Below are 25,886 nucleotides of genomic sequence, written 5' to 3' on the forward strand. Positions count from 1 at the left end.
GTAAGGCGATGCTGCCCAAAATTGCCGAATTCAGAAAAAAATGTCGATTCCGCATTTGGCGGGAGCAATCCCGCCACGCCCATCAGATTTTTCTAAAGTTTTCAATGGATGCATATCGCTCTGGTTGCAGAAAGAATAACTCCCGGCAAGCGAGATATTAATACTGCCACATTTTGGGCGACTCCAAATTCACCAAATATTTCAAAACGTAACTTTGGATCGATTCGGATATTGTGGCAGCAATAAGGCTATGCTTCTCAAGCACTTACTGTTGCGTTGCTGTTGCGCCCTCAAAAATGTCACCCTATAACCTGCCGCCGTAACGCTGGATTAACCACAAATATTAACGGGCGGGGGTTGAGGAACAAGACCATGACAACATATTACGTAGCGACAACTGGCAGCAGCGGCGGTAACGGCAGTACCTCCTCTCCCTTCCGCACGATCAGCGAGGCGATGTCGGCGAACCTTAGACCCGGCGACGAGGTCGTGGTGAAGGCGGGGACCTACAACGAAGCTATTAACATCAACACGGACGGCTCGGCGGCAGCCGACATCACGCTGCGCTCGGAAGTGCCCGGCGGGGCGCTGATCCGGCCGCCCGCGGGCTCGTGGAACGCGATCAGTGTCAACGCCAACTACGTGACAATCGACGGCTTTGACATCGGCGGCGCCAAAGGCGACGGCATCGAAGCGAACAATGCCCACCACGTCCAGATCCTCAACAACAAGGTCCACGGCAGCGGCGAGTCGGGCATCCAGTTCAACCAGTCGGACTTCATTCGCATCGAAGGCAACGAGACCTACAACAACGCGTCGACGGGCTGGTTCTCGGGCATCTCGATCTACCAGAACCGGAACATCACCGGCGATACCTCGACCGACGGCTACCGGACGATCGTGCGGGACAACATCTCGCACGATAACGTCACCAAGTCGGGTGAGCACACCGACGGCAACGGCATCATCATCGACGATTTCCAGAGCACGCAGACGAGCGGTCATCCGAACTACACGTTCAAGACCCTGGTCGACAATAACCTCGTCTACGAGAACGGCGGCAAAGGCATCCAGGTTACCTGGAGCGACTCCGTCACGGTGAAAAACAACACCGCATACCACAACAATCAGGACCCGGCGAACAGCGGCACCTGGCGCGGTGAGCTCAGCAACTCGGCGTCGAGCAACAACATCTGGGCCAACAACATCGCCGTAGCGGACCCATCGGTGAACAAGAACAACACTGCGATCGATAACACGTCGACCGACAGCTACACCAACAACAACGTCGTCTGGGCCAACAACATCACCTACAACGGCACGGCCGGCCAGGCATCGGTCAAGACCGACGGCGGCAACGCGATGCCGAGCGCGGCGAACGGCAACAAGCTCGGCGTCGACCCCAAATTTTCGGGGGCAGCGAGCGACAACTTCCACCTCGGCTCCGGCTCGGCGGCAATCGACAGCGGAACCGCCAAGTACGGCGTCGGGTCGGTCGATCTGGACGGCCACGCTCGCGTCGTTGGAACTGTCGACATGGGTGCCTACGAATCGGGCTCCAGCTCGACACCGGGAACGCCAACCACGCCAACACAACCGGGTACGCCAACCGCGCCGACGCAACCAGAAACGCCAACCACGCCAACGCAACCGGAAACGCCGACCACACCGACCACGCCGACGAAGGTATTCACCGGCACCAACGGCAATGACATCCTGCCACATACCGGTCAGTCCAACGGCGGCAACGAAACCTTCAAGGGTCTCGGCGGTAGTGACGTGTTGAAGGGCGGCGCCGGCGCGGATGTGCTCGACGGCGGTTATGGCACCGATACGGCCAGCTATGCGGGCTCCGGTGCGGTCAGCGTCAATTTGGCGACCAAGGCCGCAGCGGGCGGGCAGGCCACCGGTGACAAGATCGCCAGCATCGAAAACTTGACTGGCTCCAGCTACAGCGACGTGCTGACCGGCGGCAATGGCGGCAGCAACGTTCTCAATGGCGGGGCTGGGGCGGACAAGCTGGATGGCGGCGCCGGCGGGGACGTCATCATCGGTGGCGCCGGAAAAGACATCATGACCGGTGGCGTCAGCACCGGTGGCGTCAGCGCGGATACGTTTGTCTTCAAAGCACCGACGGAAGCCGGGTCTGGCTCGAACCGCGACGTCATCACCGACTTCCTACATGGCGTCGATAAGATCGACATCGCGGCGATAGATGCGAATGGTTCTGGGCTGGGCAATGGAACCTTCCATTTCCAGGCGCAGGAGAATGCCTTGTTCGACCATAAGGCTGGCGCGCTCGCCTGGCACTATGACGACCAGGCTGGATCCGCGAACGACGCTACCGTTATCCAGGGCGACCTGAACGGCGACGGCGTTCATGATTTCGAGGTTCAGCTGAAGGGCCTCGTCCACGTGGGCGCAGGCGATTTTCTCCTGTAACTATTACTTGTTGCGGCGGTCGTCCGATCGCCGCAACAATCGTCCTGGGCGAGTTTCCTCATCTCGATCCAGCGGTAATAGCGCCGCTTCACCGAGCGATAGTCGCCAAGCCGCTCGGGCAGATCTCGCCGGTGCGGAACATCGCTCGTCGCGTCGCCCTTTTGTTACTCGGGCGGCGCGACTACGCTTTCGGTGTCCGCCCCAACCTTCTGAAGATCCTGTAAACTGCCAAATTCTCCCGAAGGCATGATCTCCGGATGTATTCGGAAGCTCTTGTCGTTCAAATTGCCGGTGTAGCGGTTATGCGCGAACTGCACGTATCCAGGCCCATGGTCAGGAGCGTAGACATAGGCTGCAAGCCCGTTGCTACTGTCGATCGACACGATATTGCTCTCGATACGATTGGGACGTGCCCATGGCGGACGCCAACCCCTGCCCGTACCGTCATCAACGCGAAAAGCCGCGCCCGATCCATGCGTGATGACGTTTCCCGTCACCAAGTTGCTCCAGCCGCCGTTGATGCCGATCGCCGATATATTGTCCGAGAGCGTATTTCCTTCGATGCGCACACCACTGGCCTTGCCATCCGTGTAGATCGCCCAACTGATAGGCGTCGGCCATTCATTGATATTTTCATATCCGAAAGGCCAAAACGTCCCATCGGCCCTGTTCATAAGTTGACCTGTCCCGGTGACCAGATTGTAGCGGATGCTGCTGTTCAGGAGGTCTGCCTGCTCGCCCATCAGCTTGATGGCACCGCCATCTGCCGTCTGCTGATTGGCATTACGGATCTCGTTATGTTCGATGACTGCGTCGTGGACTGCGTCTTGTGCCCCCCACAATGAGCCGCCGGCGATACCGAACTGCGCAGTATTTTCGACCAGGTTATGAGCGATCCTGATACTGTCGGCCGCCTGGAACCATATGCCCGCGGTTTCAAAGTAGACCCTTCCAATGTCATGAATATGGTTCGAGAGGATTTTGGCACCGTCGGATTTGCCGAAGCTGCCATAGGTCGTGCCAACGTAAATCCCGTTGCCAGCCACATCTCCAATCACGTTGCCGGCAATCAAGACACCTTTGCTCTCGGAAACATGGATGCCGACGCCGACATTGTCGATGGAGTTGCCGAGCAGCCGAACACCATCCGAGTGATCGAGCCGTATGGCCCCAAAGCTTCTGGTGTCTGTACCGAACTTGCCGCTGCCACGCGGATCTCCATCCCGAAACTGGAGCCCCGATACAACCATCCCGTCGGCTCCGTCCAACCTGAAGAAGGTCGGCAGGATGCCCGCCACAGCCGTAGAACTTGTTGGTAGCCCATCGGTCGGGATATAATCGAGTTGACCCTTGGTGCGGTCATACCACCACTCCCCAGGCGCATCGAGCAGCGCTGCCGCCCCGGTCAAAAAATAGCGGCTGCCTTCTGCGGTGAAGAAATAGCCGGTGCCTTGGGTATTTATCGCCCGGTTCGCGGTGTCGACTGAAACCACTGGGAGGGTATCACTGCCCCACTGGCTGCCGGGGTGAAAACCACCAACGATGTGGGCGACAAGGCCTGCTGCATTTTTTGAGATCGGAAGATCGCCGGCATGGAAGCAAAAACGCGTGTTACCATGCCATAAGTCGTCGTCCTGCGTGCACTTAGCCGCGAAAAGCCACCCTTTGCGCGGATCTCCATCGAGTGGAGCGTTGGGAAAGCGAGCCTGCGTCTGGCGCGCGCCGCCGACGAAAAGATCGCCCAGATCCCGGCCCGCAGGCAACTTCAGTGACGCCTTCCAGCGACCATCGTCCTGCGCCGTCCAATTGCGAACGATCGGGCCGCCGTGCAGAACCGGCGCCTCGTTGCATCTCGCCGCGATGATCAGGCCCGCATCGCGAGCATCGAAGACTATCGGTTCAGCGAGATAGTAATCCCCATTGCCCATTGCGATCGTATTCTGGCCGCCCTTCTGGCGCGCAGCATCCCGCGCTCTTTCAATACTGGCAAAAGGACCGTCTGTACGCCGAGAATTTGCTTTAGGAAGGTGCCCGCTCCAGGTGTCTTTGCCATCGGGAGAGACATAGAATACTGCCCGGGGCGCGGATGTTCCGGTCATTATGTTGCTCAGTGAAGTCCCCTTCAGCTTGTCCGAAAAGGTCGCCGGCGAAGCTTCCGCGCAGGTTGCCTCCCTGACCGCCGTCTGCAGCCTGTCGGGCGCATCTGCGTCCGGGCGCACCGGAGCCAGCTTGCTCGGCTGCGGAAAGAGCATCGCAAGCAAAATGCTCAAGATCGGTGCGAAGCGCAGCCTCATGAGATTTGCAGCTCCGCCGTTTTGCTGCGGGCCGGTGCTCGCAATTGCCGGCCGGGGGCCGTCGAAGCAACAACAGGCTTGTATAGAGAGAACATGATGATGGCCGTTGTGAACAGAATGAAAATCGCGTCATTCTGGATCAGGAAGATTGTCTCGGTCAGGTTCATCACCAAAATCACAACCGTGAAGACGTTCAACCAGAGCCAGCCATAACGCGGGTCCCCGCATTGGAGGGCCGCGCCTTGGCGGAGTGCCTGCAAAAGCATCAGAGCGAACAAAGTCATTCCGCTTGCTCCGAAGCTCAGCAGCGTATCGCGGAATCCATTATGGGCGTGGGGAGCCATCCATTGGATCTTTGACCAGATAATCCAGGCTTCGGGATTCGCCTCTGTCCAAAACGCTTGGTAGCCGAAGCCGAGCAGCAGATGATCGGCGATCTGACCATCGACCAGCTCCCACAAGGGCACTCGACCCGTCAGAGTGGCATCCTTGCCAAGCGCCTCAAGGAATGGGACCAAGAACTCGTGAAGCAAAAGGAGGATCCCGACGAAGATTTGAACGAAAAACAGGATGAAGACAATGCGACCGACGCCACGGATTCGCTGCAACATGGAGTAGAAGCCGATCAGGCAATATGCCGATACCGTCGCAATTGTCGCGGTCATCGATCCGGAAAGGAAGAGACAAGCCCCGCCCGCCATCAGCAAGATCAAAGCTGCTCGCCGCAAGCCTGGATTGCCGTCCATTACGATGGCGGTCGACACCAGTATCATCATGCCGGCGTACCAACCAAGGCTGTTCTTGTGGATGAATATGCCGCGAACCGCGCTGTCCGTGGGCATGCGAGCGAGCCCCGGTGACACTAGAAGAAGCAACAGGCTAAGGACGATACATGTTCCGAAGGTGGCAAATGCGATGAGAAGCAACTGCCTCGGTGTAAAGCGTATGGCCAACACATAGGCCAGAAGTACGGTGAAGAGCAGGCCGATGGCACGCCTGAAAGTCGTCGACGGGCCAACCGACCAGAAGACAGACACGAAGGGCATGGCGACCATCAGGGGGACAAACCAATTTCGCTTCAGCGCTATGATGAATTGCGGAGAATTTCGTGCCAGCATCAGCAATGTAAACCCGTATACCGGTAAACAAAGCAGACGCAGTATAGACCTGGCATGATCGCTCAGGCCTCCGTCGGCATCCGCCAGCATGAGCGGGAAAAGCGCGCCTGTCTGAAGAAAAAGGCATAGGCCGGCGCCCCAGCACTCTATTGCCCGCCAACTGACAGTCGGCCCATTCGCTATTCTAAGCGTATACGCTCTCATTACCCGTCCCGATTTGCTTGGACAGATGAGAGGCTGTTGATCGCGGCAATTTGGAAAGACATGGGTCCCCTTTCATAGCTGCGCTGCTTACCAACGAACAATCATCCCGCCATATCCCCGGTCAACCAACGCAAACGAAGGCGGGGCTAAGCCTAACGTCCATACCCACCACCCAAGGGCGTTGTTTGGATTAAGCTTGCAGTCTACCCCTCCCCCAAAAGTTGGTGCTGGGGCCTACGACATTGCCCATAAGAGGAGATGTCACCCGTGACCAATCACCGGTAGCTTGACGATGAAAGCATACCGCGAAGCACGTCGCGCCGAGCCGCAGTTCCGGTGAAGTGAGGCAATAATTCTGGCGCAGCCGGCTGTTGGCAGGTGACGCTTAGAAGGGTTGGGATTGCAATGGTTCTGCGTCATGGTCCTGGTTTTGTACGTTATATAAAGGGAGCGTCACGCGTTGCGGCGTTGTCGGCGGTGACCCTACCGGCTCAAAGCGAAATCCTGATCGAGCTGAACTCCTTCCATCAATTCGCGCTGCCAAACGCGCGAGCGTTCGCAACTCTGGCGCACCGACGTGTCGCCCAGCGACGCGCTTGAGGGGTGTCATGGAGCGGCCGACATTCAGCGTCCTTATCAACAACTACAACTACGGTCGCTTCGTCGAACGAGCGATTGACAGCGCCTTGAGCCAAGAGGCGTCCAATGTTGAGATAATCGTCGTCGACGACGGCTCGAGCGATCAGTCGCGCTCTGTTCTCGACGGCTATGACAAGCGGGTGGCGGTGCTTTTCCAGGAAAACCAGGGACAGGCCGCCGCCATAAATGCTGCTGTGAAGTTAAGCAGTGGCGACATCCTCTGTTTTCTCGACGCCGATGACTGGTGGGCGCCAGGTAAGCTGTCGGCAACAGCCGCTGCTTTCCACTCCAATCCTCAGGCATCGCTTGTTTATCACCGACTTCAGCCAACGCAGACCGATGGTTCACCAGCCTTCAAGCCAATCCCTCGGACCCTGTGTTCAGGAAATTTGTCGCCACGGCTCGCCAGATCGGCTGGTTGGTGGCCCTTCCCGATGACATCAGCTATCGCTGTAAGGCGTAGCGCGTGGGATGCTGCAGGGGATATTCCCGAGCAGTTCCGCATGTCTGCAGATGCCTGGCTCACAGGCATCTACCCATTTCTGGGGGGCGTTGTCGCCTTGTCGGATCCACTCGGGTTCTATCGGATTCACAACAACAATTGGTATCGGCCAGTCGATGACGCCGCCATGCTGCGAAGGCGGATGGCCCATTGGCAGGCTACCGTTGAAGCGACGAACCGGTTTCTTTCCGCGCACGATCTGGCGGGAAGGCTGCGTCTGACCGATCACTATCCGTACCGGGTGGCCTCAGCCAGACTGCAGGGCGCCGATACACGCACCCGGTTCAGACTTGCTATGGAAGGGCTCTTTTTCGCCGGAGAACCAAACTTGCTGAGGCGGACGCGTGATGCATTGCGCACAGCCTGCGACCTGCCTCGACTTGGTAAGGATGTCGGCGTGTCGGAGTCAGCGGGATGAAGGCGCTGCTACTGGTTTCCGAATTGGAAGACTACACCATCTCCTTCGCTAGCGGCGTTGCGCGACATGCGCACGTCGTCCTAGCGGTTCCGCGCCGGCGCTACGCACATCTTGCTCCATGGATCGATCCGGCTGTCGATCTGCACCTGATGGACTGGCCAAGGCACCGCTCGCTCTCCAATCCCTGGTTCCTGCACCAACTCACACGTCTTATCCGGCAGGAGCGGCCGAACGTCATTCACCTTCTGAGCAACTCGACGCTCTGGTTGAACTTTGCCGCGCCGTTCTGGCGCCCAATCCCGATCGTGACCACCGTCCATGACGTGGAAGTGCATCCCGGCGATTCCGACACCCGCACGCTGCCCGCCTGGGCTCCCCAATTGATGGTGCGGCAATCGGGTCATGTCGTCGTCCATGGCGAAGGGCTGAAACGAATGGTCCTCGAGCGATATTCAAAATCGCCTGATTGTGTCCATGTCCTGTCGCATCCCGCCATTCATCGCTACGCGGAACTCGCTCGGCGGCACAAGATGGCGCGGCGCGGCGCAGATGGAACTTTGCGCGTTCTGCTGTTCGGACGGATTTTTGCTTACAAGGGATTGGAGCATCTGATCCGTGCTGAGGCGATGCTCAAGGACCTGCTCCCCAATCTACGCATCACGGTCGCTGGCCGCGGCGATGATCCGTGGATCTTCCAGCCCCTTATGGGGGACGCCGGCCGCTATGATATCCGCAACCGCTTTATCGAGGATATGGAGGTCGCCCAGCTCTTTCTGGATGCCGACATCGTTGTCCTTCCCTATACGGAAGCCTCTCAAAGCGGCGTCCTCAATCTTGCCGCGGCATTTGGCAAACCGGTTATCGTGACTGATGTCGGCGAATTGCGAGCCACCGTTCTGCCAAACGGACTGGGAATGGTGGTTCCACCGGGAGATGTGGAACAGCTCGCGAGAGCCATCTGGACATTGGCGGAAAATAACGAGCTCAGAAGCAGTTTCGGGACCAGCGCGCTTGCATGGGCTACAGGTCCGAATTCGCCTCAACAGGTCGGAGCACAGGCTGCGGCCGTTTATCGTAAGGTGGTCGGGGCATGCTAATGAACGCGCTCACGGATGGGAATCGGGTAGCGATGCGGAACGCAGCAGCAACCGTCCGCCACTACGTCCCGGGTGGTTGCGAAAACGGTGGCGGAATTGGCAGGCTCGTCGGCTATATATCGAACACGGCGAAGGAGGCCGGCGAAACACACCTCGTCACCGATACCAGAGGGCCTCGGTGGTCCTCAGTTGCGTCGCCTGTGCGCCTGCTCGGCGCCGTCTTGATGATGGCAAAGGACCGGATAATTGCTCCGGCACGCATTCACCATATTCATGTGGCGGGTCGCGGCAGCACCGCAAGAAAACTGATCCTGACCGAGGCTGCCCGTCTCCTCGGATGCTCTCACATATTGCACCTGCACGACTACGACTACGCGACCGACTTTGCCGCACGCTCGCCACGTCAACAAATGCTTGTACGCCGGATGTTCCAACATGCCGACCAGGTCGTGGCACTGGGCCAGCGCGACCGCATGACGCTCACGACGCTTCTCGGCGTGGAAGAGCGCCGCGTAGTCGTCATCGGCAATTGTGTTCCCGACCCCGGGCCGCGCAATGTTCATGTCGGCGAGATGCCGTTGATCATATTTCTCGGCCGGCTGAGTGAACGCAAAGGCGTTCAGGAGCTTCTGCTTGCCTTAAGTCATCCGATCATGAAAGAGCTCCGGTGGCGAGCCGTGCTGGCAGGCGACGGACCTGTGGAAGACTACCGGCGCCAGGCTGCCGCCATGGGACTTTCAGATCTGGTGAAAATGCCGGGCTGGCTTGGCGCCGACGAGGCGCAAGCCTTGTGTACACGGGCAGATATCCTGGTCTTACCTTCGCATGCCGAGGGCTTGGCAATGGCTGTGGTCGAAGGGCTTGCCCATGGGCTCGCCGTCGTCACCACGCGCGTCGGCGCGCATGGCGAAGTCATCTCCGACGGTGAAACCGGCGTCTTCGTACCTGTCGGAGACAAGGATGCCCTGGCTGCGGCGCTGGCTAAGCTCGTCACCGACCCGGAAGTCCGCAACTATCTGTCGGCCAAGGCCCGCGCTCATTATCTCAATAATTTCAGTATGAAGGCTTACATGCGATCGCTGGACAAACTCTACGACGCGATCTCCGCGCAACCTCAAACGACGGCGGGTGAACGATGACTATTTCGACTGTGCCGCCAGACCGCAACACCTCGCTCTCGTCGATGCGCTACGATCCCCGGCTTCAGGTAGAGACTCGTTCGGATGACCTTGATCTGACTTCGGGCCTGCGCCTTATCCGGCGACGGGTGGTCATGATAATGGCCATCGTCATGCTCCTTATGGCGGTTGCCGCAACCGTGATTTCGGGATTGAAGCCGACTTATCATGCCGAGTCCCGGCTGATCATCCACACGCCTCTGGCGACAAAGCTCGGCACCGACGAGTCCAGCCGCAACGATCCGCTGGACGCCACATCCGAGACCGAACGGCTTCTTTCCAGAAGCATCGCAGAGCGGGTAATCCGCGACCTGCGGCTCAATGAATGGCCGGAATTCAATCCGGCGCTGCAAGAAATCTCGCCTATCGACAAGATCCGATCAATGCTACGCGGCTGGATCGACAGCGAAAAACCGTCCTTGCCGATACGGGACAGCATCGAGCCGATAATCCCAAAGTACTACAAGGCCCTCCGCGTTTGGCGCGATGGCCAGGGTGACGTAATTCAGATCGGTTTCGATGCGAGCGACCCCGAACTGGCCGCCTCGGTCCCGAACCGGCTCATCAGCATCTACCTCGAAGAGCGGAAGGACAGTCTGCGCGGTCGAGTGGACGCAGCAGAAGAATGGCTTCTGCTGCGCATCGACGAACAGATGGGGCGCGCCAAGGCAGCACGCGATGCCGCCGACGTGTACCAGAAAACTACCGACGTTGCCTCAAATGACGACGATCAGGTTGAACAGATCAAGTCGATAATGGAGCTGGGCGAGCGGCGGACAAAAATCGAACAAAGCCGCGCTGAAGCGAGAGCAACGATAACCGCACTCGAAGCGGCCGACGACCCCTCGCTCGTCCTGCAGAATATGGTCATTCCCGACAGCATTGGTGCAATGCAACGCGAGCTTCGTGCGCAGGAGCAAGATCTCGAGCGCCTTCTTGAGACATATGGCAACACCGCCGACGCCGTGGTCGACACGCGCGCCAAGATCCTTAAATCCCGCACCGATCTCAGCCTTGCGACCGACCGATATCTCCAATCGATACGCGCCAAGCTTGCGGCGCTCGATCATGAGGACGACGCAATCCGGTCGGCATTGGCGGCCGCTCATGAGAAACGCACTCGCTCTGCCCTGGCGCAAACCGAGTTGGCCCGACTCCAGCACATGGCTGACAAAGAGCAGACGGCGCTGGATAAGCTCGAGGAGCAGCGCCGTGGCCTGGCTGCGCAAGCGATGCTGCCGGGCGCGGAACTGGAAGTTTTGTCACCGGCCGCGGTGCCGCTGGCGCCGCAGGGACGCGGGCGGCTTTTCTATTTGATCGGCGCCCTTTTGGCTTCGATATCGATCGCGGTGACGGCCGCTTTCGTGGTCGAGATGTTGGACAATTCAGTCCGCAGCTTCGACCAGATGGCCGGAATGTCGCGCATCGTACCCGCCGGATTCATCCCGCACCTGAAACGGAAAGACCGGAGAGATCCGTCGATGCTCTTCGGGAGCATCCAAGACGGGATGTTTGACGAAGCAATTCGCTCCGTCATGACTTCGCTCAAACAATCTAACGGCGGAAAACTGCCAAGCACGATTGTTGTGACGTCGGCTCACAGCGGAGAGGGCAAGTCGCTTGTCGCCAGATCCCTGGCAATCGATCTCGCCGCCAACGGAATTCCGGTGCTGCTTGTCGATGGCGACCTCAGACTCGGAAATCTCGACTCGTTTTTCAAATCAGAGCTAAAGCAGGGGTTGAACGAATTCCTGTGTGGACAGGCCGGAATGCGGGACATCATCCATCACCATCCAAGCGGCATCGACTTCATCCCGGCTGGCAATGCCAGTCTCCATCGGCGCGTTCGTTTGACTGATGCGGCTGACATCGTCGCGATGGCCGCCTCACAGGGCCAAATCGTCATCTTCGACAGCGCACCTGTGCTCGCCTCGGCTGATACGATGCATCTGACAGCGTTAGCAGAACGAACGCTAGTGGTCGTAAAATGGGGAAAGACGAGCCGTCGGGCCGTAGAGTTTTGCCTACATCAGCTGAAGACCGCGCGCAACGCAGAGATTGCCGTTGCCATAAATAACGTCAATCCGAACAAACACGCCATGTACAACTTCAGCGATTCAGAACTGTTTGCGAGCTCACTGAGGAAGTACCACGAGTTCACATGAGTTCGAACAGCGTGTCCACCTGATTCCGTCGAAATAAATTACGGAGACCGCAGTGAAAAACGAAAATAAAGTCGCGCTGATTACGGGTATAACGGGTCAGGACGGTGCGTATTTGGCCGAATTGCTCCTGGAGAAGGGCTATATTGTTCACGGCCTCAAGCGACGCTCATCGTCTTTCAACACCAGTCGCATCGAGCATCTATACGAGGATCCCCATGTCGAAAATCCTCGCTTTATTCTGCATTACGGGGACATGACCGATTCAACGAACCTCATCCGCGTCGTTCAGGAAACGCAGCCGGACGAGATCTATAATCTCGCCGCACAGAGCCACGTTCAAGTCTCTTTCGAGACGCCGGAATATACGGCTAACGCCGATGGAACCGGCACCCTTCGGCTACTTGAAGCAATTCGCCTCCTGGGTCTGACCAAGAAGACCCGCTTCTATCAAGCATCCACCTCAGAGCTCTACGGCAAAGTTCAGGAAGTCCCACAGAGCGAAACGACGCCTTTCTACCCTCGATCCCCCTACGCGGCTGCCAAGCTCTACGCCTATTGGATTGTGGTCAATTATCGCGAGGCATATGGCATGCACGCCTCGAACGGCATTTTGTTCAATCATGAAAGCCCGATCCGCGGCGAAACATTCGTGACGCGCAAAATCACCCGGGCGGCGGCTGCGATCCATCTTGGGCTGCAGGAAAGGCTTTATCTCGGCAATTTGGACGCCAAGCGCGACTGGGGACATGCACGAGAATATGTCCGTGGCATGTGGCTGATGCTGCAACAGGACGAACCGGAGGATTATGTCCTTGCGACCGGCGAAACGCACTCGGTTCGTTCCTTCGTTGACAAAGCCTTTGCCCAGGTGGGCATGCCGATTGATTGGCGTGGGAACGGGGTTGAGGAAAAGGGATACGATAAGACATCCGGTCGGTGTGTGGTGGAGATCGATCCGGCTTATTTCCGTCCGACTGAAGTTGATCTTCTGATCGGCGATCCGACGAAGGCGCACACGAAGCTTGGCTGGAAACATGAGACCAGTCTTGATCAGCTGGTTGCAGAGATGGTTCGCGAGGATCTGAAAGTCATGGCACGAAATGTTCCGTCGGTCGGCGCAACCAAAGGTTTTGCCTATGCCTGAGGTGATCTACAGCCTAGCCGGAAAGAGGGTCTATGTCGCGGGCCACCGCGGCATGGTGGGCTCTGCAATCGTCCGACGTCTCGCTTCCGAGGGCTGCGAGATTTTGACGGCCACCCGCGCCGAGGTCGATCTCAGACGGCAGGAGCAGGTGGAGGCGTGGATGAGTAAGCATCGTCCCGACGCTGTCTTCCTGGCTGCTGCGAGGGTCGGCGGTATTCTCGCGAACGCTACCTATCCGGCCGACTTCCTTTACGACAACTTGATTCTCCAAGCGAATGTCATCCACGCCGCCCATAGAGCTCACGTCGAAAAACTGATGTTTCTGGGCTCGTCCTGCATCTATCCGAAATTCGCCGATCAGCCGATCGTTGAGGACTCACTTCTGACCGGATCGCTTGAGCCCACGAATGAATGGTATGCGATCGCCAAAATAGCCGGATTAAAGCTCTGCCAAGCCTATCGCAAACAGCACGGTAGAGATTTCATCTCGGCCATGCCTACCAATCTTTACGGTCCAGGCGACAATTTTGACCTCGGGTCAAGCCATGTCATGCCGGCGCTCATACGCAAGACGCATGAGGCCAAGGTCAACCAGCAGCAAGAGATATGCATCTGGGGTACTGGCACGCCGCGGCGCGAATTCCTGCATGTTGACGATTGCGCCGACGCCTGCCTCCATCTCATGAAGACCTATTCCGCCGAAGGTCATGTGAACGTAGGTTGTGGCGAAGACATTACCATCCTCGAATTGGCATACCTCGTCTCCAAGATCGTTGGTTTCGAAGGCAAGATCACGCGCGACCTCACCAAGCCAGATGGCACGCCACGTAAACTCCTGAGCGTCGACAAGCTTCGCACTCTCGGCTGGTCTCCTAAGATAAGTCTGAAGGAGGGCATCGCAGATGCCTACCGCTCCTTCCTTGAAGGCCATCATCTCGAACGCAGCGACAGAGCTACGTCCGGCGACTTGATCGGTCAAAGCGACATCAGTTTCGAGAAAGCGAAGAGTTCGGCACCGCATGCGCCCACGCTCTCGACCGTTGCGCATCATCCCTCGCCATAGGAAATTTGCACGAGGGATAACAGGGTTTTGTCTCGGGGGGACGCATATGCTGGGATGGCGCAAATAATGCAGCCTGTAGAAATCAGGATTGCAGCGCTCATTTTCCTGATAGTCGTGTGGGTGATGATTATCGGTGCGGCAATGGATTTTTTCGCGGTCGAAATGCCGATATCGCTTGTCGCGCTATTAGGCAGATAGTCCACGTCGGATGGCTCCACCGGGCCTTACCTTCGGCTGACTGTCGGACGACAATCGCTGCAGTAAAGTCGACAGGCGAAGAGATGAGCCGGACGGAACCCGCCTCAGTTGATTGGCGGTTCCGCATCGATGTGACCGGGCGGCAAACTTGGCTGACCGAGCCCGAAGAACGCGCGCGCGGTCAAGCATGCGTCATCCCCTGGGACGCAGGCGCGGCAGACGTCAGGCCGAAGATCGTACACTTGACAGGATGTCTCTGAACCGACGCGACCGACCAATGCGGAGCAGCGCGCACCGTCGCAACGCATTCCTTGCTGGTTCGCGGCTACGAAATGCGCCGGCAGCAAATCGAGAGCAGCGTCTGTTTCGGTGGAAAATCTGGGCCAGGTCGGCGAGAAGGAGCAGCAGGCTCCGCAGCCTTGGCAATCGAAATCGATCAATGATGTCATGGCCCGCTCCTACCACACAGCCCGCCAAGAGCAAAGCCTTCGCACGATTTACCGCCGCCGTTGAAGATAGGGCGGCTGGCGTTCTGCTGCAAGCCAGACGCCGCACTCGTCGACTTTCCTGACGAGGCCGGGAATGCGGCGCGGCATTTCCAACGGGAGGCGCGACCTGTCAGGTGGCCTCGAGGATCATGTTGAGGGGCGTCTGGGCTGCACGCCGGATATGAGTGAAACCGCCTGAGCGGATCACCTCGGCCAATCGCCGCTCTCCCGCCTGCGCGCCGAGTGCGAGCCCTGTCTCCTGCGCAAGCGAGGTCGGAACGCAGATCATCGTCGAGGCTGAGTAATAGAGCCGTCCAACCGGATTGATGTTCTCCTCCAGCGTATCTCCGGCCATTGGTTCGACCACCATCCAGACGCCACCCTCTTTTAACGCCTTTCGAATATGAGCCGCAGCCGCTTTCGGGTCGCCCATATCGTGCAAGCAGTCGAAGCAGGTGATCAAATCGAAATCCCGGCCGTCGAAATCCTGCGCCCGGCCGACCTCGAAGTGCAGGTTCGTCAACCCGTGTGCCTGGGCGTGCGCGGACGCAGCGGCAATCGAGCCTGGATGGAAGTCGTAGCCCACAAAGCGGGAATTGGGAAACGCCTGCGCCATCAGGATCGTCGATAGACCGTGCCCACATCCGACGTCCGCCACCTTCGCCCCCGTTTTCAACCTATCGGCGACACCCTCGAGCGCCGGCAGCCAGTCCTGCACAAGGGCGTTGACATAACCTGGGCGGAATAGTCGCGCGACGGCGCAGAACATGCAGCCGGCCTGATCGCCCCAGGCAACGCCTCGGCCGGTTTTGAAGGCGGACTGCACCTTCGGCTGGTTCTCGACCATCGCAGCAGCGGTATCGAACGCGCCGATCAGATTGACCGGGCTATCCGGCTCGGCAAATACGAAGGCCTGTTCGGGCGTCAGCGAGAACAATCCTCGCTCATGGTGCACATAACCCGAGGCAGCCTGTGCCGCCAGCCACTCGCGGACATAACGAGGTGCGCATCCCGAGGCATCGGCAAGTTCGTCGGCCTTCACCGGCCCGATCTCCTTCAGCGTCCTGTACAGCCCGAGAGCATCTCCGATCCGGACCAGCGGCACGCTGACCGCTCCGCCGAGGTCGCCAAGGACGCGGCCCACGAGTTCATTGAGCGTTGTTTCGTTGATTTCCGTCATGTGAATTCCTCCCGGTGCTCGGATGGCGTCCTGCCATCCGCGATGCCAAGGATGAAGCTTGCCGTCTCGGCGAGCATGAGGCGGTTGTCCCGCGTCTGCGAAGAAATCCACTCCTTGGAGGGACACACGTCCCGTCGGCATCGGAGGAGGTGTCTATCCACCTGCAGAGCGGGACTATCGGGAGAGCGCGACGACGATCGCTTGCGAGCGGCTATGCACGCCGAGTTTGCTGAATATCACCGACAGCTGGTTTCGCACGGTCTTTGCACTCTTGCCAAGCCGTTCGGCGATCGCGCGGTTATCTAGCCCCTCCGCGACAAGGTCGAGAAGGGCGGCCTCGGCGGGTGTCAGACCGGCCTCACTGACCGCGCGCGGCCGCACCGACCGATCCTGCCCGAGAAAGGCAGCAAGTTCCGTTTGAAATACATTCCAAGCGGGCTCGTCCGGCAAGAGCACATGGTTCTTGCTCTCAAGCGGCACAAAGCTCGCGCCCGGAATCGCGGCGGCGAGCTTGCAACCCTGGTCAAACGGCACGCGCATGTCACCGCGGCTGTGTGCGATCAACGTCGGGACGCGCAGCATCGCCGCAAGGTCCAGCACGTCGATCCCCTGCATCTGCCAAAGCAGTTGTGCGGCGACGTCGGCCGTTGCCGTTTGCCGCTCAAGATCGCCCCACCAGCGATGCTGTTCAGGCGTGCCGTCGGGGATAAAGAGATTGGTGAAGAACCGGCAAAACGCCGGATTATCGCGCCCCCAGCCGACGCGAACGAAATTGACAAGGGTCTCGGCTTCCAGCCGCTCGGCCTCGGTCTGAGCTCTGGCGCGGGCACCCTGACCGTAGGCGTTCAAAAGCACCAGATGCGATACTCGCTCGGGATATTTTAGGGCATATGCGATAGCGAGCGCGCCGCCCTGCGAAAGACCGAGGAGGACGAAGCGCGGCTCCTCGATCGACGCTGCCACGGCAGCAAGATCTGCGTGCCACGCTTCGACCGAGAGGTCAAAGACATGCCGGTCCGACAGACCGCAGCCGCGCGGATCGTAGCGCACAAACCGGTTGTGGGCGGACAGCGCCTGGAGCCACGGCCGCCACACCGGGCTTTCGAGATCGTAATCGACATGGCTCAGCCAGTGCGCCGCCCGCAGGATCACCTGACCCTGCCCGCAAGACGCCATGGCAATACGGGTGCCGTCCTCGGCTGTCGCGAACCGTATGGTCTGACTGAGTTTCATCGGTCGAGGATATCGCAGCCGAAGATCGCATAACAGACCTATCTCCTACGGGGGCGATTCTCCTGGAAGACAGTTCAGCCTGGGATGCTCGCTACGAAGCCTTTCGATCCGTTTTCCCGGCTTCGGGGCCATATACCCGACCGGCGACCTGAGCCCTCCCGCTAGCGCTTGAGCACGAAGCGAGGTTGCCGCGATCTCCGTTGACTGTCGCTGAGCTCACGGTCTTGTGGCAAGAGCGAGGAGGCCATCGTAAAGCGCGGTGGCAAGCGGGTCGACATCCGGTGCCTCCTGGTGGAGGCGGAAGGTCGTCGCAACAAGTTTACCGCGGCCGAGCCGCTTTTCGATGATGAAGGCAGCGGGTTTGTGAACCCAGCCGATGACGACGCCGGCGTGCACGCGACCTTGGAATTCCCAGGGACGGAGGCCGGCCATCACCTGGTGCGGCGCGACGCCGGTGAAGGACAGGTCGAACAGCGGACCGCCCGGCACATGAGCGAAGACACCATCCCGGCGCAACCAGGAGAAGTTGCCGACCCAATCGCCGCGCCAGATCGATTTGTGACGATTGACGAGATTGTAGCCGGGAAAACTGAAGAACGGCCCCGAAACCATACCGCCGGCACCCGGATCGATTTCGATCGACATAGGGCCATCGCGCGGCGGCGCGTCGTCGCGCAGGCGGCCGGGGTCCTTGTTGACGATCTGCAGCACCCGCTGGCCGGAATGGATTGCCTCGACGCGATCGGCATCGATGTCCTTGGTGACGAAGACATCCGCCTCGTGCAGCGACACGCTGACATGGCCAAGGGCTGACAACCTTTCGGAAATCCCGTCGTCGTGCGAAGCAAAGCGAATGGGGGGCACATCGCGCTTAACGTAGACCGCGAGTGTCTCGGAATTCTGAGACAGCACGCTTCCATCGGGCGACACGACCTGGAACCGGGCCTTTTGGATCTCGGGCACCGGCACCGCACCTGCTGTCGCGGTGATCGGGGCATTATGAACCTGCATCGGCGCCATGGCCGGCAGCGGTATCTCGCCTTTTTCAGCGCCAAATTCCCAGACGAGGCGACTGCCTTCGGGCAGTGCTGTTCCGCCGCTCGACACCTTGATGTCGAAACTGGCCGTCTGCCCCTCATAGACGGCGTGGCGGGCAGCACCCGGCGCGATGACGATGTCGGAATTGACGGCCGGTAGCGCTTTGGCGAAGACGCGCGGATTGCGTGCCATGTCCATCAGCCCGTTGCCTTCCCAATGGACATCGGTGAGTTCGGTGATGACATAACCTCCGATCGGCGCGTGCGTTCGGATAACCTCGATCTCGTATTTCAGGTTCATGTATTGATACCACTGCACCTGCTCGATGAACTGGCCGAGATCGCCAAGCACTTTCTCAAGAGCGAGTTCGCGGAAACGGGCTTCGATGCCCTGCGGCAGTGCCGTGCCATCCGCCCAGGTGGCACCATAGGCCATCCACCAGGGGTCGCGGCCGTTCTTTTCGCGCAGACGGGCGGGATCGGGCAGACCCCAGACGCCGAACTCGGAGAGAACAAGCGGTTCCTTCCTCGTGCGCACGGCTTCCTTTTCGGTTGAGAAGGTCCAGTCGGCATTGCCTGCGAATTCGCGGCAGAGCGTGTCCCATTCCTCGCGTCGATCCACCGCCGTTCGGTAGAAGTGGAAGTCGTTGATGTCGGTCTTGACGTGAACGTTCGGGAAGCAGGCGGAATTGTCGACAACGAGCCGTAGCGGGTCTTCGACACGCAGCCAGTCGACCATGTCGGAAATCCATTGCCGCTGTTCGGCCGTTTCGCGCAGCCGCGTGCCCCAATCTTCATTGATCAGGGTCCAGATTACGATGGAGGGGTGATTGCCGTCACGGGCGAGAATACCTTCCATGGTCGTGCGCAGGCGCTCGGCGGAGGCCGGGGTGAAGGTCTCGATATTTGGAATTTCGCTCCAGATCAGCATGCCCAGCCGGTCGGCGACCTCGTAATAGCGCGGGTCCGGCACTTTGATGTGGCAGCGCAGGCAATTCAGTCCCATTGCCTTGGCCTTGCGCAACTGGTCTTCGAGCAGGTCGAGCGAAGGCGGCGCGCCGAAACCATCGGGATAGTAATCCTGATCGAGCGCGGCGCGCAGATAAAGCGGCTTGCCGTTCAGATGCAGGAAGCCGTCCTTGGCTTCGAAGCGGCGAAAGCCGAAACTTTCCTCCCGGCTGTCGATCTCGACGCCGTCGGCGCTGAGGATCGTTGTGATCGTATAGAGGTTCGGGCTGTCGGGCGACCATGGCGCGACGGCGTCGAGCTGGATCGAATGTTCGAGGGTATTTCCCGCGGCCGGAATGTTTCCGGTAAAGACGGGCATGCCCTGCGGGCCGATGATCTCGATTTTCAGCGAGCCTGCAACCATGCTCGCAAAGCGGGCTTTAAGATCGAGCCTGGCTTCCGGCCAAATCGGGTCGAGGCGCAGCGATGAGATGTGAGCGGGATCGCGGGCCTCGATGAGGACGGACTGCCAGATCCCGCCTTGCGGGCCATACCAGCTCTGCTTGCCATGCGGGATCTCCGCAAAATCGGCGCCACCCTCGTTGCGATGGGCATCCGGCAGGCAGGCCAGGACCTCGACGGTGTTCTCCGCCTTCAACAGAGCGGATGGAATCACGAATTCGAAAGGAAGATAACCGCCTTCATGGCGGCCGATCTCAGTGCCGTTGATGGAGACAGTCGCCAGATCGCCGACAGCACCGAAGCGGATGGCGATTTGCCGAGCCGACCATTCTGCGGGGAGCGTGAAGATCTTGCGATAGGTTGCCGATCCGAAGCTGACGGCGAGATCCTCGAAGCACGCCTGCCAGTGCGCCGGCACCTTTGCATGGCGCCATGCACGATCGGTCTCGTGGCGGAACTCCCAGGTCCCATCAAGGGAAAGTGTTTCGCGGAGCGGCGTGTTCGCTGGGGCGAGCGACTGGGAATAGGCGTTCATCGGTTGTCCTAGGAAGTCGGCTTTTTCGATTGGGGTTCCGGGATACGCACGGAGCTGCGCGTATCCCGGCGGGAGACCAACCCCTCTCAAGAGGGGTTGGAGGAACTAGCGATTGCGACGCAGGACGCGCTCGACGCCGGCCTGCATCGCTTCAACCGTTGCCTGCGGATCGGTGCCGGTCAGCCACATCGCGTTCAAGTCGGTGATCATCGCGTTGTAGACTGCACGTTGGTTCTGGATCTGCGGCAGTGACGTGGCATTTTTGGCAGTGTCGGCAAACTCGGCGCGATGCGGCAGGGCCTTGAACTCTTCGGAATTCAGAACCGACTGACGAGTCGACAAATGGCCGGTGCGCGACCATTGGAAGTTGTTGTCGTTCAGAAACTTGAGGAAGGCGAGAGCGGCTTTGGTCTTGTCTTCGCTGCGATCGTCATCCTTCGGGATCACCCACATATGGCTGTCGGCCCAGACGGACGGTTTGGCGTAGAGTTGCGGCACATTGGCGACGCGATAGTCCTTGAGGGCCACTTTGCCGCTCTTGGCCTGGGTATCGTAGTTGTCGACGCCCCAGGTGCCGTTGATCAGAATCCCGGTTTCGCCGTTAAGGAACGCCTGTTCGGAGCCGGGATAATCCAGCGCCGGATTGGCAAGACCTTCCGAGAATATCGATGAGATCAGCTTGGCTGCGTTCAGCCCTTCCGCTGTGTTGATGCTGGCGGTCTTGCCGTCGGCGGAGAGGACATCGACGCCCTGCTGCCAGAGAAGCGTGTCGAACAGGCGCACCATCATGCCTTCCGAACTCTGAGCTTCCGAACCGATATAGTACTTGCCGGTCGCTTCCTTGAACTTCTTGCCCTGCTCGAGCAGTTCCTCGGGCGACTTCGGCAGGATCGGCGAGCCGTCTGCATTCACAAGGCCCGCCTTCTTCATCAGGTCCATGTTGACGTGGAAGAGCAGCGCATGAAGGTCGTATGGGAGAGCATAAATTTCATTCTTGGCGGTAGCGTTCTTCAGCGCCGCCGGTACGAAGTCGCTTGTCTGGATGCCGAGATCGGCAATAGGCTTGGCCAGCGGCGTCAGGAGATCCCGGTCGGAAAAATTCGGCATTATCGAGGCGTGCATGACGGCGACATCAGGGATGTTGCCGGTGGAATAGGTCGCAGTCAGCAGGTCGTAATAGGCGCCCCATTCGGCCGTCTGGGTGACGACCTTGGCGCCGATGGTGTTTTCTGCGTTGAACTTGTTGGTGAGCGCGGTGATGATGCCGCATTCGCCATTGGCCTTGGTCACGTCTGTCACCTCGCCGTATTCGCCTTGGCAATCGCCGAAGAAGCGGAAGAACGAGATGTCGACTGCTTGGGCAGCTCCTCCCCAGAGCGCGGTCATCAGTGTCGTGGCGAGCGCCAGACGTTGCAGCATTTTCGTCTTGTGCATCATATCCTCCTTGCGATGCCGTTGCGAAAAACCCCTCCCGGCATGGCCGGTCGGGCCGGTGCCTATTTGCCGGCGCTCATGGCAACACCTGCCACGATGAAGCGCTGGAAGATCAGGAACAGAAGAACGATGGGCAGGCTGGCAAAGACCGCCGATGCCATGACAGCGCCGATGCCTTCCGAGAAAGCGAAGTTGGTCTGGATCGAGGCAAGGCCGACCGTGACCGTGTACATGTCGGCCTTGGTCGCCGAGACGAGCGGCCAGAGAAAGTCGTTCCAGGCGAAGATGAAGGTGAACAGACCGAGCGTGGTCAGTGCAGGCACGGAGAGCGGCAGCATAATCTTCAGAAAGATCGTCAGCCGTGAGGCGTGATCAATGGCGGCCGCTTCCTCCAGTTCTTTCGGAACGCTGCGGAAGAATTGCATCATCAAAAACACACCGATCGGCACGGCGACGCGCGGCATGACCAGCGCGAAGTGGGTATTATGCAGTCCCCAGCCCGAGACCATCGTGTGCAGCGGAATGAACACTGCCTGCTCGGGCACCATCAGGCCGGCAATCACGAGCATGAACAGCGTCTTCTTGAAGGGGAACTCCAGGCGCGCGAACGCGTAGCCGGCCATAGACGAGACGACCAGAACCATAATCGTCATCGTTACCGAGACGATGAGACTGTGCATCAGCCAGCGCGGCACGGTATCGAGCTTCAGGAGGCCGATATAATTATCGAGCGTGAATGGGACCGGCAGGAAGCCTGCCGTGGAACGCATCAGCTCGGCATTCGGCTTCAGCGACATGGCGACGACCCAGACGACGGGCAGAAGCCAGAGGATCGCAAAGGCGATGGTTGCGGCGAGGATGAGACCGTCCGTGGCGCGGCGCAGGCCGCTTGTACGTGCGCTTGCCATCATTCGTCCCCCCTGCGGCCGAGCCAGAGCTGCAGCATTGTGAAGCCAAGCATCAGGATGAAGAGCCCGAAGGACATGGCCGTGGCGTAACCGACCTGCCAGTCGCGGAAGCTCGTCTCGTAGATGTACTGAACCAGCGTACGCGTCCGATTGGCAGGCCCGCCCTGTGTCATCAGGTGGGCCTGACCGAAAATCTGGAACTGACCGACGATCTGCAGGACCAGAACCAGGAGCACGGTGTGACGGATCGACGGCAGGGTGATGTTTTTCAGGACGCTGAACCGACCGGCATGATCGAGTTCGGCCGCTTCGTAAAGTTCCGGCGGTATCTGGCTTAATGCCGCCAGAAACAGCGCCATGGGGAGGCCGACACCCCACCAAAGCGTCGTCAACGCAATCGACGGCATGGCGAGCGTCGGGTGCCCGAGGAAATTGATGGGCTTGACGCCGATGAGATTGAAGAGCGGCACCAGCAGGCCGTTGTCCGCAGACAGCACCATCGACCAGATCAGCGTCACGACCGATACCGAAAACACGCTCGACATGAAGAACACGGACCGCAGCACACCCTTGAGCCGCCCCTGCCCGAACACGGCAAGAGCCAGCACCAGGGCCAGTGCTGTCATGGTCGGCACGGTCATGGCGACGAAGGCCAGCGTATTGCCCACGGTCTTCCAGAAGATCGTGTCGAACCACATGTCCTCATAGTTGAGGAGGCCGATATATTTACGGTAGCTGCCGGCAAGCTCCCAGTCGTGGAGACTGATCCACAAGCCCTTGAAGAAGGGGTAGACCAGGAACGTGGCGTAAATCACCGCGAACGGCGCGAGGAAGATATAAGCGGCGAGTGCATCGCGCCTGCGGGCGGCGGTCAGGCTGCTGGTGCTCATGCTCCACCCGCTTCAGAATGCAGGGTGATCGAGACCTTGTTTGCATCGAAGACGTGGCGCGTGCCGGGGCCGATCGCGAAACGGGCGACGGAGCCGATCGAGGGCGCCGCACCGCCGCGCAGTTCGGAGACGATGGCGGTGCCATCAGCGAGTGTCGCATAGACAAGTTGCAACGAGCCGAGCTGCTCAACGACGTCAACGGTTCCGCTGAGCGCCCCTTCATCGCCCGGCGACAAGATTTCCGGCCTCAGGCCGATCGTCACCGTGTCGCCTTTGGCGGGACTGGCACGAACCTTGGCAGTAAGGCGGGCATCTCCCGCACAGGCGAGTTCGACCGTTTCGCCGTCGACGGCTGTGACTGTTGCCGGGAGCAGATTGATGCGCGGCGCACCGAGGAAACCAGCCACGAAGGCATTGGCAGGGCGCTCGTAAAGCTCGATCGGCGCGCCGACCTGTTCGATCTGCCCGTCCCTGAGGACCACGATACGGTCTGCCATGGTCATGGCTTCCGTCTGATCGTGAGTCACGTAGATCATGGTTGCGGCGAGGCGGTGGTGGAGCTTAGCGATCTCGGTGCGCATCGAGACGCGAAGAGCGGCATCGAGATTGGAGAGCGGCTCGTCAAATAGAAAGACATCCGGTTCGCGCATGATGGCGCGGCCGATCGCAACACGCTGACGCTGGCCGCCGGAAAGCGCCTTGGGCTTGCGGTCGAGATAAGGTTCAAGCTGGAGGATCGCGGCGGCCTTATCGATGCGTAAGGCGATTTCGGCCTTCGGCGTACCAATATTGCGCAGGCCGAAGGCCATGTTCTCGCGAGCTGTCATATGGGGGTACAGCGCGTAGTTCTGGAAGACCATCGCCACCCCGCGATCGCGGGCGGCCATGTCATTGACCCGGTTGCCGCCGAGCAGGACGTCGCCGCCGGTGATGGTTTCGAAACCGGCGATCATGCGCAGAAGCGTCGATTTACCGCAGCCGGAAGGTCCGACGAAAACCAGGAACTCGCCGTCGTTGATCGAAAGCGAAATGTCACGGATGACATTCACCGCGCCATAGCTTTTGGACACCCCAGCGAGCGTTACTCCTGCCATGCACTCCTCCCAGAGCGATTAGTTATAAATCACTGGTTATAACTAAAATTATTATCAAGCAAGCCCTCGCCGCTTTTGCGTTCGTAAAACTTCGTGCTAAGCGGATAGTCAGTCTTGCAAGGGGTTCGCGTGATCAAAAAGCCGACGATGTCCGACATCGCTGCCGCCTGCGGCGTCTCGCAGGCGACCGTGTCGCTTGTGCTCAACAACGCTCCGGGAACGCGCATATCGCCGGCAACGCGTGAGGCTGTTCTAAGTGCGGCGGCCGGGATGGGTTACAGGACGCAGGCTCGGCGCATCGACCGGCGTCCGCTGATTGCCATGCTCATCAACGAGGTGACAAGTTCGCCTCATGTCGCCGGCTTGATCGACGGAGCCGCAGAGGCGGCAAACGAGCTGGGCTATCTGCTCTCGGTGATGCCGACGGACGCCGACGAGGAGTCAGAGCAGGCAGCTCTCAGCCATCTCGCGACGCTGCCCGCTGCGGGCGTCATCTATGCGCGGCTGATCACGCAGCAAGTGACGCTTGCTCCGCAGCTCGCGCAATGGCCGACCGTACTTTTGAACTGCTATACGGTCGACAAACCCCTTCCGAGCGTGGTGCCCGGAGACCTGTCGGCTGTCATGAAGGCAACGCTGTCGCTGATCGATGCCGGCCATACGCGCATTGCTTATATCGGTGGCGAGGACGCGATCGAAGCTTCTCGCGAGCGCATCAAGGGTTATCGCCGAGCGTTGACGATGCGCGACATTCCGGTCGACAACCATCTCATCATCAAGGGACGCTGGACGATTCAGGGAGGTTATGCAGCCTTCAAGCGCCTGCAAGCGCTCGATGACCGGCCCACGGCAATATGCTGTTTCTGCGACCGCATCGCCATGGGTGTCTATGAAGCCGCAAAGGAAGCCGGCCTGTCTATCCCGCGCGACCTTTCGGTCATCGGTTTCGACAATGAATCCTATTCCGGCGATATGTTGCCGCCGCTCACGACGATGCAACTGCCCCATGCCGACATGGCGCGCTATGCCGTCGAGAAACTTGCCGAGATGATCGCCGCGCCGCGGATGCGGCATGACAATCACAAGGTCAAGCTGGAGTGCGAAATGATCGTGCGCCAGTCGGTCGCGCCAATAGACCCCGTATAGGCCGGATGCCAGGGTGGATTCCCCGGTTGTTCACAAGCGCTTCCTCGGATGACCGGCTCAAGAGCGAAA

The 25,886-nt window shown here is 59.4% G+C and carries 18 protein-coding genes; 8 read left to right on the forward strand and 10 right to left on the reverse strand.

Going from position 1 to position 25,886, the window contains the following annotated elements; translation table 11 throughout:
- Positions 1-372: 372 nt before the first annotated feature.
- Positions 373-2,442, forward strand: coding sequence for a choice-of-anchor Q domain-containing protein (locus RWJ89_RS22320; protein WP_316031456.1), 2,070 nt, complete (start codon positions 373-375; stop codon positions 2,440-2,442).
- A 164-nt stretch (positions 2,443-2,606) separates the two neighbouring features.
- Here the strand turns inward: RWJ89_RS22320 and RWJ89_RS22325 are convergent, their stop codons facing one another.
- Together RWJ89_RS22325 and RWJ89_RS22330 are read right to left on the reverse strand one after the other, a co-directional pair.
- Positions 2,607-4,736 (reverse strand): right-handed parallel beta-helix repeat-containing protein, encoded by a 2,130-nt coding sequence (locus RWJ89_RS22325; RefSeq protein WP_131665634.1) that lies wholly within the window; start codon positions 4,734-4,736, stop codon positions 2,607-2,609.
- A complete protein-coding gene (locus RWJ89_RS22330; protein ID WP_077979681.1) occupies positions 4,733-6,058 on the reverse strand; it encodes an O-antigen ligase family protein in 1,326 nt (441 codons plus the stop codon). The genes RWJ89_RS22325 and RWJ89_RS22330 overlap by 4 nt, the downstream gene beginning before the upstream one ends.
- A 608-nt stretch (positions 6,059-6,666) precedes the next feature.
- On the opposite strand from RWJ89_RS22330, the gene RWJ89_RS22335 reads away from it, so the two are divergent.
- From RWJ89_RS22335 to fcl, 6 genes are read left to right on the forward strand one after another with little or no spacing between them, the layout of a single operon-like run.
- Positions 6,667-7,617, forward strand: coding sequence for a glycosyltransferase family 2 protein (locus RWJ89_RS22335; RefSeq protein WP_131641737.1), 951 nt, complete (start codon positions 6,667-6,669; stop codon positions 7,615-7,617).
- Positions 7,614-8,714, forward strand: coding sequence for a glycosyltransferase family 4 protein (locus tag RWJ89_RS22340; protein WP_316031457.1), 1,101 nt, complete (start codon positions 7,614-7,616; stop codon positions 8,712-8,714). Before RWJ89_RS22335 ends, RWJ89_RS22340 begins: the two co-directional genes overlap by 4 nt.
- On the forward strand, positions 8,708-9,853 hold the full coding sequence (locus tag RWJ89_RS22345; RefSeq protein WP_077979684.1) for a glycosyltransferase family 4 protein: 1,146 nt from the start codon (positions 8,708-8,710) through the stop codon (positions 9,851-9,853). Before RWJ89_RS22340 ends, RWJ89_RS22345 begins: the two co-directional genes overlap by 7 nt.
- Positions 9,850-12,057: a GumC family protein gene (locus RWJ89_RS22350; protein WP_222000644.1), complete on the forward strand. Its 2,208-nt coding sequence runs from the start codon at positions 9,850-9,852 to the stop codon at positions 12,055-12,057. Before RWJ89_RS22345 ends, RWJ89_RS22350 begins: the two co-directional genes overlap by 4 nt.
- 52 nt (positions 12,058-12,109) lie before the next feature.
- Positions 12,110-13,201 (forward strand): GDP-mannose 4,6-dehydratase, encoded by a 1,092-nt coding sequence (gene gmd / locus RWJ89_RS22355; protein ID WP_131641740.1) that lies wholly within the window; start codon positions 12,110-12,112, stop codon positions 13,199-13,201.
- Complete coding sequence (fcl, locus tag RWJ89_RS22360; RefSeq protein WP_168282915.1) at positions 13,194-14,264, forward strand: GDP-L-fucose synthase; 1,071 nt, start codon at positions 13,194-13,196, stop codon at positions 14,262-14,264. The genes gmd and fcl overlap by 8 nt, the downstream gene beginning before the upstream one ends.
- A 302-nt stretch (positions 14,265-14,566) precedes the next feature.
- On the opposite strand, the gene RWJ89_RS22365 is transcribed toward fcl, so the two are convergent.
- From RWJ89_RS22365 to RWJ89_RS22400, 8 genes are all read right to left on the reverse strand, one after another.
- The gene (locus tag RWJ89_RS22365) at positions 14,567-14,911 is read right to left on the reverse strand and encodes a YkgJ family cysteine cluster protein (protein ID WP_077979688.1); all 345 of its coding nucleotides are present in this window, start codon (positions 14,909-14,911) and stop codon (positions 14,567-14,569) included.
- A 169-nt stretch (positions 14,912-15,080) separates the two neighbouring features.
- The gene (locus RWJ89_RS22370) at positions 15,081-16,130 is read right to left on the reverse strand and encodes a class I SAM-dependent methyltransferase (RefSeq protein ID WP_132614755.1); all 1,050 of its coding nucleotides are present in this window, start codon (positions 16,128-16,130) and stop codon (positions 15,081-15,083) included.
- A gap of 174 nt (positions 16,131-16,304) precedes the next feature.
- Positions 16,305-17,363, reverse strand: coding sequence for an alpha/beta fold hydrolase (locus tag RWJ89_RS22375; RefSeq protein ID WP_017992393.1), 1,059 nt, complete (start codon positions 17,361-17,363; stop codon positions 16,305-16,307).
- A 216-nt stretch (positions 17,364-17,579) separates the two neighbouring features.
- On the reverse strand, positions 17,580-20,345 hold the full coding sequence (locus tag RWJ89_RS22380) for a glycoside hydrolase family 2 protein (RefSeq protein ID WP_316031458.1): 2,766 nt from the start codon (positions 20,343-20,345) through the stop codon (positions 17,580-17,582).
- A gap of 105 nt (positions 20,346-20,450) precedes the next feature.
- Positions 20,451-21,779, reverse strand: a complete 1,329-nt coding sequence (locus tag RWJ89_RS22385; RefSeq protein WP_316031459.1) for an extracellular solute-binding protein — start codon at positions 21,777-21,779, stop codon at positions 20,451-20,453.
- Positions 21,780-21,841: 62 nt separating this feature from the next.
- Positions 21,842-22,690 carry a carbohydrate ABC transporter permease gene (locus RWJ89_RS22390; protein ID WP_164054283.1) on the reverse strand — a complete coding sequence of 283 codons (849 nt, stop codon included), beginning with the start codon at positions 22,688-22,690 and terminating at the stop codon, positions 21,842-21,844.
- Entirely contained in the window at positions 22,687-23,577 is an 891-nt protein-coding gene (locus RWJ89_RS22395) for a carbohydrate ABC transporter permease (protein WP_131602306.1), read from the reverse strand. The genes RWJ89_RS22390 and RWJ89_RS22395 overlap by 4 nt, the downstream gene beginning before the upstream one ends.
- Complete coding sequence (locus RWJ89_RS22400) at positions 23,574-24,671, reverse strand: ABC transporter ATP-binding protein (protein ID WP_168287014.1); 1,098 nt, start codon at positions 24,669-24,671, stop codon at positions 23,574-23,576. Before RWJ89_RS22400 ends, RWJ89_RS22395 begins: the two co-directional genes overlap by 4 nt.
- 129 nt (positions 24,672-24,800) lie before the next feature.
- Between RWJ89_RS22400 and RWJ89_RS22405 the strand changes: the two genes are divergently transcribed.
- On the forward strand, positions 24,801-25,817 hold the full coding sequence (locus tag RWJ89_RS22405) for a LacI family DNA-binding transcriptional regulator (RefSeq protein WP_316031460.1): 1,017 nt from the start codon (positions 24,801-24,803) through the stop codon (positions 25,815-25,817).
- Positions 25,818-25,886: the final 69 nt, after the last annotated feature.

Origin of the sequence: Rhizobium sp. 10PS4 (genome assembly GCF_032464805.1) — a bacterium.
Classification (GTDB): Bacteria; Pseudomonadota; Alphaproteobacteria; order Rhizobiales; family Rhizobiaceae; genus Rhizobium; species Rhizobium laguerreae.